The organism is Aequorivita sp. KMM 9714, assembly GCF_011065475.1.
Classification (GTDB): Bacteria; Bacteroidota; Bacteroidia; order Flavobacteriales; family Flavobacteriaceae; genus Aequorivita; species Aequorivita sinensis.
The window spans coordinates 1240754-1257585 of sequence record NZ_JAAGRO010000001.1; the positions used below are offsets into that span (position 1 = coordinate 1240754).

A 16832-nucleotide genomic window follows, 5' to 3' on the forward strand; every position below is an offset into this window, starting at 1 on the left:
GTGAATATTGTTTAAATTAATAAATTCTGTGTGAAAGTTGTAGTAATAGAAGAATTTAACTGATGAGAAGTTTGAAAGTTATATATTTTTTCGTCTTCTCAATAAATAATTACGAATTTTAGAATTCTTTTCTATTTTTACTAAAAACTATTTATGAAGAATTTACTTTTATTTTCATTTTTACTAATTACATCTTTAGGTTTTGCACAGAGTGAAGCACTGGTTTTAGAAAGTCTAGAAGCACAGATAAAATTAAATAATGAATTCGCTAATCCGGAAACAACGATTCTCACTCCTGAAGATTTTCGAACTTTTAAAGAATTGGAGTTTTATCCAATAGATGAAAAATATATTGTGAATGCTAGGTTTGTGCGTACTCCAAATGAAAAGCCATTTTTAATGCCAACCACTACAGATAGAACTCCAGAATATGTAAAATATGGAGAAGCACATTTTAGTATAGATGGAAAGGAGTTTGTATTAAGTCTCTTTAAAAACACACAACCCTATAATGAACCTGGATACGAGGATTATCTATTTTTACCGTTTACCGATTTAACAAGTGGAGCCGGTTCCTATGGTGGGGGAAGGTATTTAGACCAGCGAATTCCTGAAGGAGATACTTTTGTTATCGATTTTAATAAAGCCTATAATCCTTATTGTGCATATAACCCAAAATATTCTTGCCCTATACCTCCTAAAGAAAACGATTTGTTAATTCGAATTGAAGCTGGGGTTAAGAATTTTGGAAAACATTAAAAAAACTTCACAGCCCACATTCCGATAAAAACCATTGCAAATGCAACTACAAAACTAGCGATAGTATATAAAGCGAATGACATAAAATCCCCGCTTTTTAGGAATAAGTGATTCTCATAAGCGAAGGTTGAAAATGTTGTAAATCCACCACAAAACCCGGTAGCTAAAAATAGAACTGTATTCTGAGAAAGGGTTTGGTTTTTTAAAGCGAGTCCTAGTATTATTCCAATTAATAAACTTCCAAGAATATTGGCGGCAAATGTACCGTAAGGTATTCCTGTTTCAGCATTGTTTAGAAACTTAGAAAGTCCATAACGCAATGTACTTCCTAAACCCCCACCAATAAAAACTAGAACGAGTTGCTTCATTTTAAATACCTTCTTCTAAATCAGGTTTTGGCGTCGTTATAATTGGGATATAAACTTCTGTTACCCAATTTGCAGGGTTGGCAGTTTCATTTGGATCTGTAATATAGACTTCGAATTTTTTACCCTCAGGGTCTATTTCTAAACTATTCTTTTTAATGTATTCATTACCTTTAGTATAAGCTTCTGGCAAGTGGTTATAGTTACCTTTTAGAGAAATTTTAACCGCAGAAATAGGCTCCATAAATCCACAAACAACTGGACTTCCTTCAGGAGTAATTACTTTTTCTCTTACTGGAACACCTGTTGAGAAAATAACAGTATTGTTTGCTTCGTCAACTTGATTGTATAAGGTGAAAGGTTTCCCCGACATATTTAAATTATTATTAGAAACAAAGTCTAAAACTTGTGTCATCATTGGTTCCATTTTATCACCTAATTCTTGCATTCTAGCTACGGAAGTTGTGTACATATAATATCCACCGCCGTATTGTGTAAGCCCATCTACATTTATCGAATATTTTTTCATATCCTCCACTACCTCTTTGGCAATTCCTTCCAAACCAGTAATATTCATATCGTGAATTTGAGCTTTAAAATCGGTTCCACTTATCGAGAAAAAGAACTTATCAAGTAGCGTGTGTTCTCCTTTCATTCTCCAAGTAATATTGGTTCCTTCGGGAACTTCTTCAAAACTCCAAAATACTTTAGGGTGACGCGCTCCTCCTGGAGTTTCTAGCGTTAAATCTTGTTCAATCTCTTTATTAGGGATAACCTTGGTAGTTTTCATTGAACCATTCATTTCACCATCCCAAGAGTAGGAAGCACCTTCGCCTACAGTTTTTTCGGCGTAAGTAAATCTTATTGTAGGGTCTTCTTTTTTCCAAGGCCCCCAAGTTTCCCAATTTCTATAATCATTTACTTTATTAAATACTACTTCTGGAGGAGCCTTAATAACCATTGAATCTTTAATGTCGTAAGAGCCGTCCTGTGTTCCAAAATAAATGGCACCGCCAATTACTATCAGGAGAATAAGAAAAAGTAAATACTTAATTATTTTCATGTTTTTGAGGTTGGTGTTGGTTGTAGGTGCTAAGATACGGAAATTTCATCTAAGCTTTTATATATAGACGTCTGCTATTTCATTCATGATAAACCAATTAATATAGAGACCAATATTTTAGTACATTTGCGTTTAATAAAAATTTAAATAAAATGAAGAAAACCTTATTTATTGCAATGGCAATGAGTGGTTTGTTGTTTTTTTCTTGTAATGAGAAAAAAGATGAAAAACCAACTGCACAAGTAGAAACTGAAGAAAATAAAGATTTTGACTATTCAGTAGAGCAATTTGCAGATATCAAAGTTTTGCGTTACCAAATTCCAGGATGGGAAAAACTTTCTTTGAAAGAACAAAAACTAGTTTATTACCTTACTCAAGCAGGATTAGAGGGAAGAGATATAATCTGGGATCAGAATTATAGACACAACCTTACTATCAGAAAGGCATTAGAAAATGTGTATCAAAATTATGAGGGTGATAAGTCTTCTGATGACTGGAATAATTTTGAAACTTACTTAAAAAGAATTTGGTTTAGTAATGGTATTCACCATCATTATGCAAGTAACAAGATTAAGCCTGAATTCTCTTCAGATTATCTAAAGCAATTATTAAACGATACAAACACTACTTTAGAAGGTGAAGCATTTGATGTAATCTTTAATGATAAAGACGCTACAAAAGTTGATCAGTCTAAAGGAATTGATAACGTAGCTAAAAGCGCTGTAAACTTTTACGGAGCTGATGTTACTACTAAAGATGTAGAAAATTTCTATTCAAAAAAGCAGTCGCCAGATCCGCAAAAGCCATTGTCTTTTGGTCTTAACTCAAAACTAGTTAAAGAGAATGGTGAGGTAAAAGAATTGGTGTATAAGTCGGGTGGACTTTATGGCGAAGCAATTGATAGAATTATTGAGTGGCTTGAAAAGGCTCAAGGTGTAGCTGAAAATAAAGCTCAAGGTGATGCTATTGGTTTGTTAATAGAATATTACAAAACAGGAGATCTTCAAACTTGGGACGATTACAACGTTGCTTGGACAGCTGCTACGGAAGGAAATATTGATTACATCAACAGTTTTATTGAAGTTTATCAGGATCCAGTAGGGTATAAAGGTACTTTCGAAAGCATTGTACAGATTAAAGATTTTGATATGTCTGAAAAAATGGCCGTACTTTCTGAAAACGCACAATGGTTTGAAGATAACTCAACATTGATGGAAGAACACAAAAAGAAAAATGTTGTAGGTGTTACTTATAAAGTAGTAAACGTAGCAGGTGAAGCTGGTGATGCTTCTCCAAGTACACCAATTGGTGTAAACCTTCCAAATGCTAACTGGATTCGTGCAGCAGTAGGAAGTAAGTCGGTTTCATTGGGTAACATTATTGAAGCTTACAATAACGCTGGTAGTTCAGGAAGATTAAAAGAATTTGTTCACGATGACGAAGAGTTAGCATTAGAAAAAGAATACGGACAAGTAGCCGACAAACTTCACACAGCACTTCACGAAGTAATTGGTCACGCTTCAGGACAATTAAATCCTGGTGTAGGTGAAACAAAAGAAACACTTAAGAATTACGCTTCAACTTTAGAAGAAGGTCGTGCAGATTTAGTAGGATTATACTACTTATACACTCCAAAATTACAAGAGTTAGGATTAGTTGATGATTGGAAAAAAGTGGGAATGGCTGCTTATGATGGCTATATCAGAAATGGTTTGATGACGCAGTTAATTCGTCTTAACCTTGGTGATGATGTTGTACAAGCACATATGCGTAACCGTCAGTGGGTGTCTTCTTGGGTTTACGAAAAAGGAAAAGCTGACAATGTAATTGAAAAAGTTACTCGTGATGGCAAAACTTATTACAATATTAACGACTATGATAAATTACACGATTTATTCGGTCAGTTATTAAGAGAAACTCAAAGAATTAAGAGTGAAGGAGATTATGCAGCTGTAGAAAAACTTGTTGAAACTTACGGTGTAAAAGTAGATTACGACCTTCATAAAGAAATTTTAGAGCGTAACGAGCAGTTTACATCTGCGCCATATAGCGGATTTGTAAATCCTGTAATTGTTCCAAAAATGAATGATAATGGCGAAATTGAAAGCTTTACAATTGAGCAGCCAAAAACATTTGCTGAGCAGATGTTATACTATGCAAAAAACTATAGTAATTTGCCTGCTGTAAACTAATTTTAGTTTTCAACTTATAAAAAAAGCGCTTCGGAATTCCCGAAGCGCTTTTTGTTTTAAAATAAATTGAATTCAATTTAAGGTTTAAAATATGTTTTAACCATAACTAAGAGTAATACAAAAGCTATAAAACCAATCAAAACCCAAATACTTCCTTTGTAGTATTTTTTATGAAGTTTTTTATCGCTTCGATAGCTAAAAGCTATGATAATCACGAAAACAATAAAAAACAAAGCCGTAAAAACCCATTGACCAGTTGTGAACATAAATTTGTAGTTTTATGGCTGTAAAAGTAAGGATTAAAGTGCAAACAAGATTCAGGATTCACAAGAATCAATGTAAATTCTGAAAACCTGTATTTTAATTCTTTTTTCAATAATTGAAGAAGTCTAACCTCAAAAAAATACAATGAAAAACAAAATAGCTGCAGTAACAGAATTTCACAAAGCATTTGGTCTTGGTATGAAAGACGCTCCAACTGCTGAACTTGGAATTAATAAAAATCTGTTGCGTTACAAATTAATGCGAGAAGAAAATGAAGAGTACCTTGAAGCTGCAAATAATAACGATTTAGTTGAGGTTGCAGATGCCTTGGGCGATATGCTATACATTTTATGTGGAACCATAATCGAGCATGGTATGCAACATAAAATTGAAGAGGTTTTTGACGAAATTCAACGAAGTAATATGAGTAAGTTAGGAGCAGATGGCAAACCTATTTACCGAGAAGATGGAAAGGTGTTAAAAGGCCCAAATTATTTTCAGCCAAAAATTAAAGAGATACTAGAAAAATAAATTATAAAAAGAAAAATCCAAATTCCAAATGGTTAGAACCTTTGGAATTTGGATTTTATATTTAAGTACCTAGTCGGCACTTTTAATTTGTTGTTTCTTTTTATTTAACTTCAAATCTCCAACCAAATGGATCTTCAGTTTCATTGTGTTGGATACTCATTAAATCTTTCTTAAATCGAGCAGAGTAGCTGTCTTCAGGTTTAGTGAGTTCGTAAACATTATCTTTGTGGCCAATAGCGCTTACAGGGCTTATAACTGCTGCAGTTCCCGCACCAAAAATTTCTTTTAAACTTCCGTCTTTTGCAGCTTCAATAATTTCTGAAACTAAAACAGGACGCACCTCTACATCTATGTTATTGTGTTTTGCAATATCAATAACACTTTTACGAGTTACTCCATCCAAAATTCTATCACTAACAGGAGCGGTAATTAATGTGTCGTTCACTCTAAAGAAAACATTCATTGTACCTGCCTCTTCTAGATATTTATGTTCACTATCGTCAGTCCAAATTACTTGGTGGAATCCTTTTTCGCGTGCAAGGTTTGTTGGGTAAAATTGTGCCCCGTAGTTTCCAGCAGCTTTTGCAGCACCTACACCTCCGTTTGCAGCACGACTATAATGATCGGCGATAACAACTCTTACATCACCAGTATAATATGCTTGAGCAGGAGCTGCTAAAATCATAAACTTATATTCGGTTGATGGTGAAGCAGAAACCCCAACTTGAGTAGCCATTACAAATGGACGTATGTACAATGAGTTACCAAGTCCTGGTTTAATCCATTCCTTATCCATACGAACAAGAGTGGTTAATGCCTCAAAGAAAATCTCGCGAGGGAATTCAGGTATCGCTAATCTCTTAGCCGATTTATTAATTCGCTCGTAATTTTGTTGTGGTCTAAATAACCAAACTTTACCATCTTCATCTTTATAGGCTTTCATTCCTTCAAAAACGGCTTGGCCATAATGAAAGACTTTCGCACCAGGTGAGATTGATAAATTACCGTAAGGTCTAATTGTTGGATTTTGCCATTCGCCGTCTTTAAAATCGCATTCGAACATGTGATCGGTAAATGTGCTTCCAAAAACAAGGTTGTCAAAATCAACTTCTTTAACTCTAGAAGTTTCTGTTTTAATTATGTTTAATTTTGGAGTAATAGAAGAATTCATTTAATTTTCATTTATTCGGTAAAAATAGGTAAAATTTAGACCATTAAAAATTTAAAAAATCCTTAAAATTGCAATGCAATAGCAATCAATAATATAATAATTATTTAAAAATGAAAAAAATATTATTAGTACTCGCAATTTCATTTGCAGTTTTTAGCTGTAAAAATGAACAAAAAGAGGAGTCATCTAATTCTCAAGTGGAAGAGGTAGCGATAAACTATCAGTCTTTTGGAGATGAAATAACAGATGAAGGTGTTTTGACAAAGGCTGAAATGATTGAAAAGTATAACGCTTTAAAACCTGGAGATACTATAAATGTGAAATTTACTACAACTGTAAAAGATGTATGCCAGAAAAAAGGATGTTGGATGAATCTCGATTTAGGTAATGATGAAGCTATGGTTCGTTTTAAAGATTATGGCTTTTTTATGCCGAAAGATATAGCAGGACAAGAAATCATTGTTAATGGAAAAGCATATATTGAAGAAATGAGTGTTGAAGACCAGCGTCACTATGCTGAAGATGGAGGGAAATCTGAAGACGAAATTGCCGCTATTACCGAAGTAAAAAGAACACTAGCTTTTGAAGCCGATGGTGTGCTTATTCCAGAAGTAGAAAAAGAATAGTAGTTTGAAACGTACAATACTTAAAACAGGAGACGGCTCTTACACTTTACATATACCAGAATGGAATGAACAATACCATTCTAAGCACGGGGCGATAGCCGAAGCTCTTCACGTTTTTATAAAAGAAGGGCTTTTTTATTATACTGACAAAAATTCATCTAAGGATATTTCTATATTAGAGATCGGTTTTGGCACAGGGTTAAATGCATTTCTCACTTTATTAGAAACAGAAAAGCACAACTTCAATATTATATACACTGGCGTTGAAGCTTATCCCTTAGAAGTCTCTGAAATTGAAACCTTAAATTACCCAGAACTGTTAAATGCTCCAGAAGAAGGGTTTTTAAAACTGCACAATACTCCTTGGGAAGAAAAATCATCGATTTCAGATAATTTTCAACTTCTAAAGAATAAAATGTTCTTCTCAGAAATTACTCTTGAAAGCAACATAGACTTAATTTATTTCGATGCTTTTGGAATCCGTGTGCAAGCAGATTTGTGGACCGAAGAAATTTTTCAATTAATGTACAATGCTTTAAAGCCAAACGGGGTATTAGTGACATATGCGGCAAATGGAAATGCCCGGCGTGCAATGCAAGCTGTTGGTTTTTCTGTAGAGAGAATTCCTGGTCCTCCAGGAAAAAAAGAAATGATGAGAGCGACTAAATTAGAACTTTAAAAGTCAGAAAAGCCCTAATCTGCTTTTTCGTTTTCATCATTAAAAAGTAGTTAAGAAACTTCAATTAATTACATTACGATGCTTATTTCACAATCTTCCGTTAAGACACTTTGTAGTTTCTTTTTGAATTTATAAATTTAAAATTATGAAGAAGAAAGTGTTGATAACTGGAGCTACAGGACTTGTGGGAAGTGAGTTGGTAAAACAATGTCACAATGGTGGGATCGCTGTTCACTATCTTACCACAAGTAAAGAAAAAATTGAAAATACCGAAAACTACAAAGGGTTTTATTGGAACCCAAAAAAAGGTGAAATAGATACTAAAGTTTTTGAAGGTGTTACTGCTATAATAAATTTGGCAGGAGCAACTATTGCAAAAAGGTGGACAGATAGTTATAAAAAAACTATTATCGACAGTAGGGTAACGTCTATTAACTTACTTTATGACACACTTCAAAAGATAGATCACAATATAGTTCACTTTATTTCAGCTAGTGGAATAAATATCTACCCCAATTCCAAAACAAAACTTTACACTGAAGAAGACAAAGCTACCGATGATTCATTTTTAGCAAATGTTGTTTCTTCTTGGGAAGCTGCCACAGCAAAATTTAAAAATGCCGGGATGGAGGTTACCAAAGTTCGTACAGGGATGGTTTTGGCAAAAGGAGCAGGTGCATTACCCCAAATAATAAAACCTATTAAATTAGGTGTTGGTGCTCCATTAGGCAGTGGCGAGCAATGGCAGTCTTGGATACATATAGAAGATATTGCAGCAATTTATCTTTTCTTACTCAATAATCAGTTGGAAGGGAAGTTTAATGCTGTAGCCCCAAATCCTGTTCAGAATAAAAAAATGACAAGAATGATAGCTTCAAAACTTGACAGTCCTCTATGGTTGCCAAACATACCAGCATTTGTGTTGAAATTAGTTCTGGGGGAAATGTCTGTATTAGTTTTAGAAGGGCAGCTTGTTAGTTCTAAGAAATTAGAAAAACTAGGATATCAGTTTAAATATTATAATCTAGACAATGCGCTAGAAGATGTTTTGAAAGAATAATATGAAATAAAAAAAGAGGCCAAATTGGCCTCTTTTTAAGTTTTGTGAGAAAGTTTTTTTGATTAAGCTTTATTAGCTACCAAAGAAACTTCAATTTTCATAATGTCACTAATAAATTTGTCTCCTAGGTTGTCGAAAATAGACTTAGAACCAAAGTTGATATCCCACTTTGTTCTATCTAATTCAATAGTTTCACTCTTTAACGTCATTTTATCTCCTTCTGTAGTTACAGTTGCAGGAAACTCAATAGCGTTAGTTTTACCTTTAATAGTTAAGTTACCTTTCACTACGTTGTTTTCGATACCAGTCAACTCAAATTTAGCAGTTGGATATTCTTTGATATTGAAAAAATCTCCTTCTTTACCTTCAACAGTTCCTTTTAAGTGAGCTTCTAAATTGTCTTTGTATTCACCTTCTAAGTCTTGAACATTGATTGTGTTCATGTCTATTTCGAATTTTCCAGCTTCTACAGCTCCATTGTTTAAATGGAATACACCAGAGTTAAGTGAAATAGTTCCGAAGTGTTTTGTAGTAGGCTTTTCACCTTCCCACTTAATTTCAGAAGCTGCTGGGTCTACGTTGTATTCTACTGCTGCTTCAGTTGCTTCTGCTGGAGTTTCTACTGCAACTTCAGTTTCTTTTTCAGCATTTTTACAAGAAAATGTTGCTGCTGCCAAAAAGGCTAGTAATGTAATTTTTAAGGTTGTTGATTTCATAGTTTATTTTAAATTTTTAATGGAGCGCAAAAGTAATATTAATTGAAACATAATATCTTAAATTAATATTAAATTAAAAGCTGTGACATTTTGACATTTTACAACAATTGGCAGTACTTTTGCTCCCTGTTGAAAAACTGAAAGAATTCTCGCTATGAGCAAAAATGATAAAAACAAAGAAACCGAATTTCAGGAAGAAGTAGGTTTAGACGAACAAATGAATAATGAGCAGGAAATTGCTGAAGAAAACGAAACAGATCCTTTAGCCGAATTGCAAGATCAACTTCAAAATGAAAAAGATCGCTACTTGCGTCTTTTCGCAGAATTTGAAAATTATAAAAAGCGTACCTCTCGCGAACGCATAGAAATGTTTAAAACAGCAGGTGAAGATGTGATAATGTCATTATTACCGGTTTTAGACGATTTTGAAAGAGCGCTAAAAGAAATTGAAAAAATAGGAGACGATCACTTTAAGGGTGTAGAACTTATCAATAATAAACTGCGTGAAACTCTGCGTTCTAAAGGTTTAGAGATGATGGAGGTTAAGCAGGGCGATACTTTTGATTCTGAAGCACACGAAGCAATTACTCAGATTCCAGCTCCAGACAAAAAATTAAAAGGAAAAATAATTGATGTGGTAGAAAAGGGATACACTTTAGGTGAGAAAATTATCCGCTACCCAAAAGTGGTTATAGGACAATAATATGAAGGAAGATTATTACGAAATATTAGGAATCTCAAAAAATGCAACGGCTGCCGAAATAAAAAAGGCATATCGTAAAAAAGCAATTCAATATCACCCTGATAAAAATCCGGGGGACGATGAAGCGGAAGCAATGTTTAAAAAATCTGCAGAAGCTTACGAAGTGCTTAGCGACCCGAACAAACGTTCACGTTACGACCAATTTGGTCATCAAGCCTTTGAAGGCGGTGGTGGCTTCGGTGGCGGTGGTATGAATATGGATGACATATTCAGCCAGTTTGGCGATATCTTTGGCGGCGCATTCGGAGGTGGCTTCGGAGGCGGTGGCTTCGGTGGCGGCGGACGTAGAACTGTAAAAGGGAGTAATTTACGTATTCGTGTACAACTTACCTTAGAAGAGATTGCTACCGGTGTAGAAAAGAAAATTAAAGTAAAACGCAAGAAACTAGCACAAGGAACAACTTATAAAACTTGTCCTACTTGTAATGGACAAGGTCAAGTTACCCGTATCCAAAATACAATTTTGGGACGTATGCAAACTTCAGCTCCTTGTAGTGCTTGTGGTGGTTTAGGGCAAACTGTAGATTCGAAACCTGCAAATGCAGATGCTGACGGAATGTTAGTGACTGAGGAAACAGTTTCAATTAAAATTCCAGCCGGTGTTGTAGATGGAATGCAATTAAAAGTTTCTGGAAAAGGAAACGATGCGCCAGGTAATGGAATTGCAGGTGACCTTTTAGTAGCCATAGAGGAAAAACCTCATCCAAGCTTACAACGTGAAGGTGATAACTTGCATTACGATTTATATATAAGTTTTTCTGATGCAGCTTTAGGAACTTCTAAAGAAATAGAAACTGTAACAGGAAAAGTTAGAATTAAAATTGAAGCTGGTACACAAAGTGGAAAAATTTTAAGACTCCGCAGTAAAGGTATACCAAGTATAAATGGTTACGGTACTGGTGATTTGCTTGTTCACGTTAATGTTTGGACACCAAAATCTCTTTCGAAAGAACAAAGAGAATTTTTTGAAAAAATGGCCAACGATCAACATTTTGAACCAAACCCAGAAAAGGAAGACAAGTCATTTTTTGAAAAAGTTAAAGACATGTTTTCTTAAACAAACGTTAAATTAAAATAATTTGTATATATTTGAATTGTCGCTTCGTCTAAGAGGCGGCAATTTTTCTTTTTCATAGCAATTTTTTTCCCACCCAAAAGCTTAGGTTTTTGGGTGGGTTTTGCATTTAGGGCATTATTGTTTTCTAGATAATTATATAAATTAGTCTACAAAAATTGCTAATAAACTAGAGTCTAAAAATTTCTTAAAAGTTAGCTTTAAAAAGTGCTGTTAGGCTCTCAAATCAATATATTTACACCTTACAAATAAATTCTATGGAAAAACTTTTAGTAGTTAATAATGTTTCCAAAAACTACGGAGATTATAAGGCGCTCAACGATGTGTCTATAGAGGTGGAAAAAGGAAGCATCTTTGGGTTGTTAGGGCCAAATGGAGCTGGAAAAACAACTTTAATTCGAATTATCAATCAAATTACAATGCCAGATACGGGTTCGGTAATATTAGATGGCGAACCTCTTAAACCAGACCATGTAAGATTTATAGGATACTTGCCTGAAGAACGAGGTTTGTATAAAACTATGAAAGTAGGAGAGCAAGCATTGTATTTGGCTCAACTAAAAGGGCTTTCAAAACAAGAAGCTAAGGAAAGACTTAAATATTGGTTTGATAGACTAGATATCGGTGATTGGTGGGATAAAAAAATCCAAGAGCTTTCAAAAGGTATGGCGCAAAAAATTCAATTTGTGGTTACCGTTTTACACAACCCAAAATTGTTGATATTTGATGAGCCTTTTAGTGGTTTTGATCCTATTAACGCCAATCTAATTAAAGATGAAATATTAAAATTACGAGATGACGGAGCAACTGTGATTTTTTCTACACACCGAATGGAATCGGTAGAAGAAATGTGCGATCATATCGCGTTAATTAATAAATCCAATAAAATTCTTGATGGTAAGCTAGTGGATATTAAAAGACAATACAAAAACAACGTTTTTGAAATTGGATTAATAACTCCTAATCACGCAGCAACAACAGCTTCCTTAAAAGAGAAGTTTGAAATTTTCCCAACAACATTCAAAAGTATAAACGAGGAACTTAAATATAAAGTGAAGTTGCCAGATTCCGTATCTACTAATGAGTTTGTGAACTATCTTACATCTCAAGGTCAATTAACTCACTTTGTTGAAGTAATTCCATCAGCGAGCGACATTTTTATTGAAACCATCCAAAACAACTAATTATAGATGAATCATCTTCCATTAATAATAAAAAGAGAATACCTTACCAAGGTCCGCAATAAGTCGTTTGTTATTATGACTTTTTTAAGTCCTATTATATTTGTTGGGATTTTTGCACTAGTTGCTTATTTGTCTAATTTGAATAATGACACAGTTCGCAAGATTTCAGTTTTGGACGAGAGTGGACTGTTCTTAACTGAATTTAAAAGCACAGCACAAACACATTATATATTACTGCCAAATATTTCATTAGATGAAGCTAAAAAAGATGCTCAAACCGATGAAACTTATGGGCTTTTATATATTCCCGATTCAGAAAGTCTAGAGTCTATTTCAAAAGGAATTACATTTTTCTCTGAAGAATCTCCGTCGCTCCCTTTAATGAATAGTATTAATAAAATGCTTGAAAGTAAAGTGAATACTCTTAAGCTAAAAGAAGCCGGAATGGATTCTGATGTTATAAAAGACCTTCGTATTAACATTAATGCAAATCAAGAAACTTTTAAAGGTGAGGAGACGTCAAAACTTGGCTCTGGCTTAAAACTAATCTTCGGTGGAGCGGCAGGTTATCTGCTATTTATGTTTATCATTATTTATGGTAATATGATAATGCGAAGTGTTATTGAAGAAAAAACAAGCAGGGTTATAGAAGTTATAATTTCATCGGTAAAACCTCGTTTATTATTGTTAGGAAAGATATTTGGAACCACGCTTGCCGGAATTACCCAGTTTTTAATTTGGGTGATTTTAATATTGGTATTAATGACGGTAGTGACATCAGTTTTCGGAATAGACCCTTCAGCTGGCTCACCTTCTCAGCAAGCAATAGAAAGTACTATAGACGGAGGGACTCAACAGGTTTTAAACGATATTTTAATAGAAATTAATAATCTGCCAATTACAAACCTCATTATAATGTTTGTTCTATTTTTTGTTGGAGGTTACTTATTATACGCTTCATTATATGCTGCTGTTGGAGCTGCTGTTGATAGCGAAACCGATACACAACAATTTATGATGCCTATTTTAATGCCTCTTATTTTAGCAGTTTACGTAGGTTTCTTTACAGTGATAGATAATCCACATGGTACAGTATCACAAGTTTTTTCTTATATTCCTTTTACATCTCCTGTAGTGATGCTTATGCGTATACCTTTTGGTGTACCAATTTGGCAACAAGTAATTTCAGTATTAATTTTATTTGGTACTTTCATAGGAATGGTTTGGTTTGCTGCAAAAATATACCGCGTAGGAATTTTGATGTACGGAAAGAAACCATCGTATAAAGAAATTTTTAAATGGCTTAAGTATTAATAGATGTGAATAATAAAGTAACTAAAATAGAAACTGTAGTTAAAGAAGATGTTCTAGGTACAATAAAGAGATTTTTGGATCTAGGATTCTACTTTGGTGAGGGTGATAACCAAGTGGGAGTCACCATTGGATTATTGCTATTACTTCTTGTCTCTTATATAGTTACTCATTTTGCTTTAAAATTTACACGTTCGCTTATAACTAGGCAAATGGACTCAACTGATAAGCAAAAATTTATCAGCTTGTTTAAATATATTAAAGCAGCCGTTTATATTATTGTTTTTTTTACGGTTTTAAGTTTAGCAAACTTTAATATCACGCCTATACTCGCTGCTTCTGCTGCTTTATTAGTTGGTTTAGGGTTAGCTTTAAAGGAGCTTTTTCAAGATATAATAGGAGGAATTTATATCATTATGGATAAGTCGCTTTTAATTGGCGACATTATTAAAGTTGAAGATAAGGTTTGTAGGATTATAGAAATAAAACTTCGTAGTACCAGAGCAATAACACGTGATGATAAAATATTAATTATTCCTAATCACAAGTTCTTAATTAATACTTTTAAGAATTACACTCAAAATCATACAACAACGCGGGAGTTTATTAGAGTGAGAATTCCCTTTGGAAGTGACACAAGATTAGTTGAGCGAATATTAATTGAAGCAGTGTCTACTCAAAAAGGAGTACTGAAGAATCCAAAACCATTCGTTTTCTTTAATGAGTTTGGAGAATGGGCTCTTGAGTTTGGTGTATATTTCTTTATTAACGATAGTTTTTCCGAACCTAGAATAAAAAGCGAATTACGATTTAAAATCGACGCTAAGCTCAGAGAAAATAAAATTGCAATACCTTATCCCCAAAGTGACATACATATGTTCGCAAGAACAACAAGTAGTAATACAGATTTAAAGATTTCTTCAGAAGAATAAATCATTTATGAATTATAGGCTCAATTTGTTAATTGTCTTCATCGGACTAATCGGTTTGGGAGTGAAAGCTCAAACTACCGATTTGGCTAGAGTTGAGTTTTTGAATTTACCACTTTCAAAATCGGATAATTCTATTCAGAGGTATAGAGTTTTGATACAATCTCCAATTCCTTTGAAAAAGGGTAGAAGTGATTTTTTTGTTGTTGGTGCAGAGTATCGTTATCTTGATGTAAATATTAAAGATGACAATGATAAACTCGCATTTGGATCACATCAAGTTAGTTCTGTAGAACGTATAGATCTTTACTTAGGATATACTTGGAAGTATAGTGACGAATGGCGCTTAGGAATGAAGGTTGGAGCTAAAGTTCAGAGTGATCTTGAAGGTAGTTTAATAGCAGATGATTTTACGTATGAAGTTGGAGTTTATGCTATAAATGATAAAAGAAAAGATGTGCCAGAGGGTAAAAATCCGTATAGATTAATTGCAGGACTTACTTACTCAACGACACCAGGGAGATGGTTGCCACTGCCAATTTTGAATTATTATGAAGAATTTCATCCTAATTGGACTTTTACAATTGGTGTGCCTAAAACAAATATCAGGCATTATTTAAATGATAGTCATAAAGATGCAATTCAAGCGTTTGCAACTTTAGATAACGATTATGCCAATTTACAACAGAATTTTGTGCCCATTTCTATACAAGGCTCAGGAACAAAAGTTGCAGAAAGTATTCAAACTACTATAGTTCTTGCTGGATTGGGTTACGAACATTTTTTCACAAAACACTTAGTGTTTTATACATACGCCGCGCATTCGGTTTATAACAACTTTAGACTGGAAGATGGTGATGGAGATAAGATATATCAGATAAATTCAGAAAAATCGCCTTATTTTAGGGCTGGAATAAAATTTAAATATTAAAAATGCCAAGAATACTCATTATAGAAGACGAAGCAGCCATCAGAAGAGTTTTAGTTAAAATTCTTACTGAAGAGAATAAAGATTATGAAGTTTTTGAAGCTGAAGACGGTCTTGCAGGAATGGAGATTATTAAAAAAGAAGATTTTGATCTTGTGCTGTGTGATATCAAAATGCCAAAAATGGATGGTGTTGAGGTTTTAGAAGCTGTAAAAAAGATAAAGCCTGAAATACCAATGGTAATGATTTCTGGACATGGTGATCTTGATACAGCTGTTAATACCATGCGATTAGGAGCTTTCGATTATATTTCAAAACCACCAGATTTAAACCGCTTACTAAATACGGTACGAATAGCTCTTGATAGAAAAGAGTTGGTAGTTGAAAATACTCGTCTTAAAAAGAAGGTGTCTAAAAACTATCAAATGGTTGGGAATTCTCCAGAAATTGAGAAGATAAAGGATATGATTGAAAAAGTGGCCCCAACGGAAGCCCGCGTTTTAATCACAGGTCCAAACGGAACAGGAAAAGAACTTGTTGCGCATTGGCTTCACCAGAAAAGTGATAGAAATAAAGGTCCAATGATAGAAGTAAACTGTGCTGCCATTCCAAGTGAATTAATAGAAAGTGAGCTTTTCGGTCACGTTAAAGGCGCTTTTACATCTGCAAATAAAGATCGAGCAGGAAAATTTGAAGCTGCTAATAAAGGAACTATTTTCCTCGATGAAGTTGGAGATATGAGTTTATCTGCCCAAGCTAAAGTACTAAGAGCTTTACAAGAAAATAAAGTTCAAAGAGTGGGAAGTGATAAAGACATAAAAGTAGATGTTCGTGTTATTGCTGCTACCAATAAAGACTTAAAAAAGGAAATAGCTGAAGGCAATTTCCGTGAAGATTTATATCACAGATTAGCAGTTATTTTAATAAAAGTTCCTTCATTAAACGATAGAAGAGACGATATTCCATTATTAGTTGAGTATTTTTCAGAAAAAATATCAACAGATCACGGAACGGCTCAAAAGAAATTTTCAAAAAAAGCTATTGAGCTATTACAAGAATTTGATTGGACAGGAAATATTCGTGAGTTACGAAATGTTGTAGAGCGCTTGATTATCCTTGGTGGCAAAGAAATAAGCGAAGAGGACGTAAAGTTATTTGCTAGTAAATAAGAAGTGCTAACAGCGGTATTTAAATAGTAATTGTAGAAGGGTTGAGG

General features: G+C 33.9%; 18 protein-coding genes. 13 read left to right on the forward strand and 5 right to left on the reverse strand.

What is annotated here, in order from left to right; all coding sequences use genetic code 11:
- Nucleotides 1-153 precede the first annotated feature (153 nt).
- Complete coding sequence (locus G3A46_RS05555; protein ID WP_165147218.1) at nt 154-759, forward strand: DUF1684 domain-containing protein; 606 nt, start codon at nt 154-156, stop codon at nt 757-759.
- Here G3A46_RS05555 and crcB read toward each other — a convergent pair.
- Nucleotides 756-1127 (reverse strand): fluoride efflux transporter CrcB, encoded by a 372-nt coding sequence (gene crcB / locus G3A46_RS05560; protein WP_165147221.1) that lies wholly within the window; start codon nt 1125-1127, stop codon nt 756-758. The genes G3A46_RS05555 and crcB overlap by 4 nt on opposite strands.
- 1 nt (nt 1128) lies before the next feature.
- Entirely contained in the window at nt 1129-2187 is a 1059-nt protein-coding gene (locus G3A46_RS05565; RefSeq protein ID WP_165147224.1) for an SRPBCC family protein, read from the reverse strand.
- 152 nt (nt 2188-2339) lie between these two features.
- Between G3A46_RS05565 and G3A46_RS05570 the strand changes: the two genes are divergently transcribed.
- Entirely contained in the window at nt 2340-4379 is a 2040-nt protein-coding gene (locus G3A46_RS05570) for a dihydrofolate reductase (RefSeq protein WP_165147227.1), read from the forward strand.
- A 77-nt stretch (nt 4380-4456) separates the two neighbouring features.
- Here G3A46_RS05570 and G3A46_RS05575 read toward each other — a convergent pair whose 3' ends face one another.
- A complete protein-coding gene (locus G3A46_RS05575; RefSeq protein ID WP_139855066.1) occupies nt 4457-4645 on the reverse strand; it encodes a hypothetical protein in 189 nt (62 codons plus the stop codon).
- A 142-nt stretch (nt 4646-4787) separates the two neighbouring features.
- Between G3A46_RS05575 and G3A46_RS05580 the strand changes: the two genes are divergently transcribed.
- Nucleotides 4788-5174, forward strand: coding sequence for a nucleoside triphosphate pyrophosphohydrolase family protein (locus tag G3A46_RS05580; protein WP_165147230.1), 387 nt, complete (start codon nt 4788-4790; stop codon nt 5172-5174).
- Between the two features lie 100 nt (nt 5175-5274).
- On the opposite strand, the gene G3A46_RS05585 is transcribed toward G3A46_RS05580, so the two are convergent.
- Nucleotides 5275-6345 carry a branched-chain amino acid aminotransferase gene (locus G3A46_RS05585; RefSeq protein WP_165147233.1) on the reverse strand — a complete coding sequence of 357 codons (1071 nt, stop codon included), beginning with the start codon at nt 6343-6345 and terminating at the stop codon, nt 5275-5277.
- Between the two features lie 110 nt (nt 6346-6455).
- On the opposite strand from G3A46_RS05585, the gene G3A46_RS05590 reads away from it, so the two are divergent.
- The 3 genes from G3A46_RS05590 to G3A46_RS05600 all read left to right on the forward strand — a co-directional run bounded on the left by G3A46_RS05590 (nt 6456) and on the right by G3A46_RS05600 (nt 8710).
- On the forward strand, nt 6456-6971 hold the full coding sequence (locus tag G3A46_RS05590; protein WP_165147236.1) for a DUF4920 domain-containing protein: 516 nt from the start codon (nt 6456-6458) through the stop codon (nt 6969-6971).
- Nucleotides 6972-6975: 4 nt separating this feature from the next.
- Nucleotides 6976-7650, forward strand: a complete 675-nt coding sequence (mnmD, locus tag G3A46_RS05595) for a tRNA (5-methylaminomethyl-2-thiouridine)(34)-methyltransferase MnmD (protein ID WP_165147239.1) — start codon at nt 6976-6978, stop codon at nt 7648-7650.
- A gap of 145 nt (nt 7651-7795) precedes the next feature.
- The gene (locus tag G3A46_RS05600; RefSeq protein ID WP_165147242.1) at nt 7796-8710 is read left to right on the forward strand and encodes a TIGR01777 family oxidoreductase; all 915 of its coding nucleotides are present in this window, start codon (nt 7796-7798) and stop codon (nt 8708-8710) included.
- 62 nt (nt 8711-8772) lie between these two features.
- Here the strand turns inward: G3A46_RS05600 and G3A46_RS05605 are convergent, their stop codons facing one another.
- The gene (locus G3A46_RS05605) at nt 8773-9426 is read right to left on the reverse strand and encodes a YceI family protein (protein WP_165147245.1); all 654 of its coding nucleotides are present in this window, start codon (nt 9424-9426) and stop codon (nt 8773-8775) included.
- A 154-nt stretch (nt 9427-9580) separates the two neighbouring features.
- Here G3A46_RS05605 and G3A46_RS05610 point away from each other — a divergent pair, with 154 nt between their 5' ends.
- The 7 genes from G3A46_RS05610 to G3A46_RS05640 all read left to right on the forward strand — a co-directional run bounded on the left by G3A46_RS05610 (nt 9581) and on the right by G3A46_RS05640 (nt 16785).
- The gene (locus tag G3A46_RS05610) at nt 9581-10129 is read left to right on the forward strand and encodes a nucleotide exchange factor GrpE (protein WP_165147248.1); all 549 of its coding nucleotides are present in this window, start codon (nt 9581-9583) and stop codon (nt 10127-10129) included.
- Nucleotide 10130: 1 nt separating this feature from the next.
- Nucleotides 10131-11246: a molecular chaperone DnaJ gene (gene dnaJ / locus G3A46_RS05615; protein WP_165147251.1), complete on the forward strand. Its 1116-nt coding sequence runs from the start codon at nt 10131-10133 to the stop codon at nt 11244-11246.
- Between the two features lie 275 nt (nt 11247-11521).
- Nucleotides 11522-12448, forward strand: a complete 927-nt coding sequence (locus G3A46_RS05620) for an ABC transporter ATP-binding protein (RefSeq protein ID WP_165147254.1) — start codon at nt 11522-11524, stop codon at nt 12446-12448.
- 6 nt (nt 12449-12454) lie between these two features.
- Entirely contained in the window at nt 12455-13762 is a 1308-nt protein-coding gene (locus tag G3A46_RS05625; RefSeq protein ID WP_165147257.1) for an ABC transporter permease, read from the forward strand.
- 5 nt (nt 13763-13767) lie between these two features.
- Nucleotides 13768-14691 (forward strand): mechanosensitive ion channel domain-containing protein, encoded by a 924-nt coding sequence (locus G3A46_RS05630; protein WP_165147260.1) that lies wholly within the window; start codon nt 13768-13770, stop codon nt 14689-14691.
- Nucleotides 14692-14698: 7 nt separating this feature from the next.
- Nucleotides 14699-15619 (forward strand): DUF6268 family outer membrane beta-barrel protein, encoded by a 921-nt coding sequence (locus tag G3A46_RS05635; protein ID WP_165147263.1) that lies wholly within the window; start codon nt 14699-14701, stop codon nt 15617-15619.
- 2 nt (nt 15620-15621) lie between these two features.
- Nucleotides 15622-16785, forward strand: a complete 1164-nt coding sequence (locus G3A46_RS05640) for a sigma-54 dependent transcriptional regulator (RefSeq protein ID WP_165147266.1) — start codon at nt 15622-15624, stop codon at nt 16783-16785.
- Nucleotides 16786-16832 lie beyond the last annotated feature (47 nt).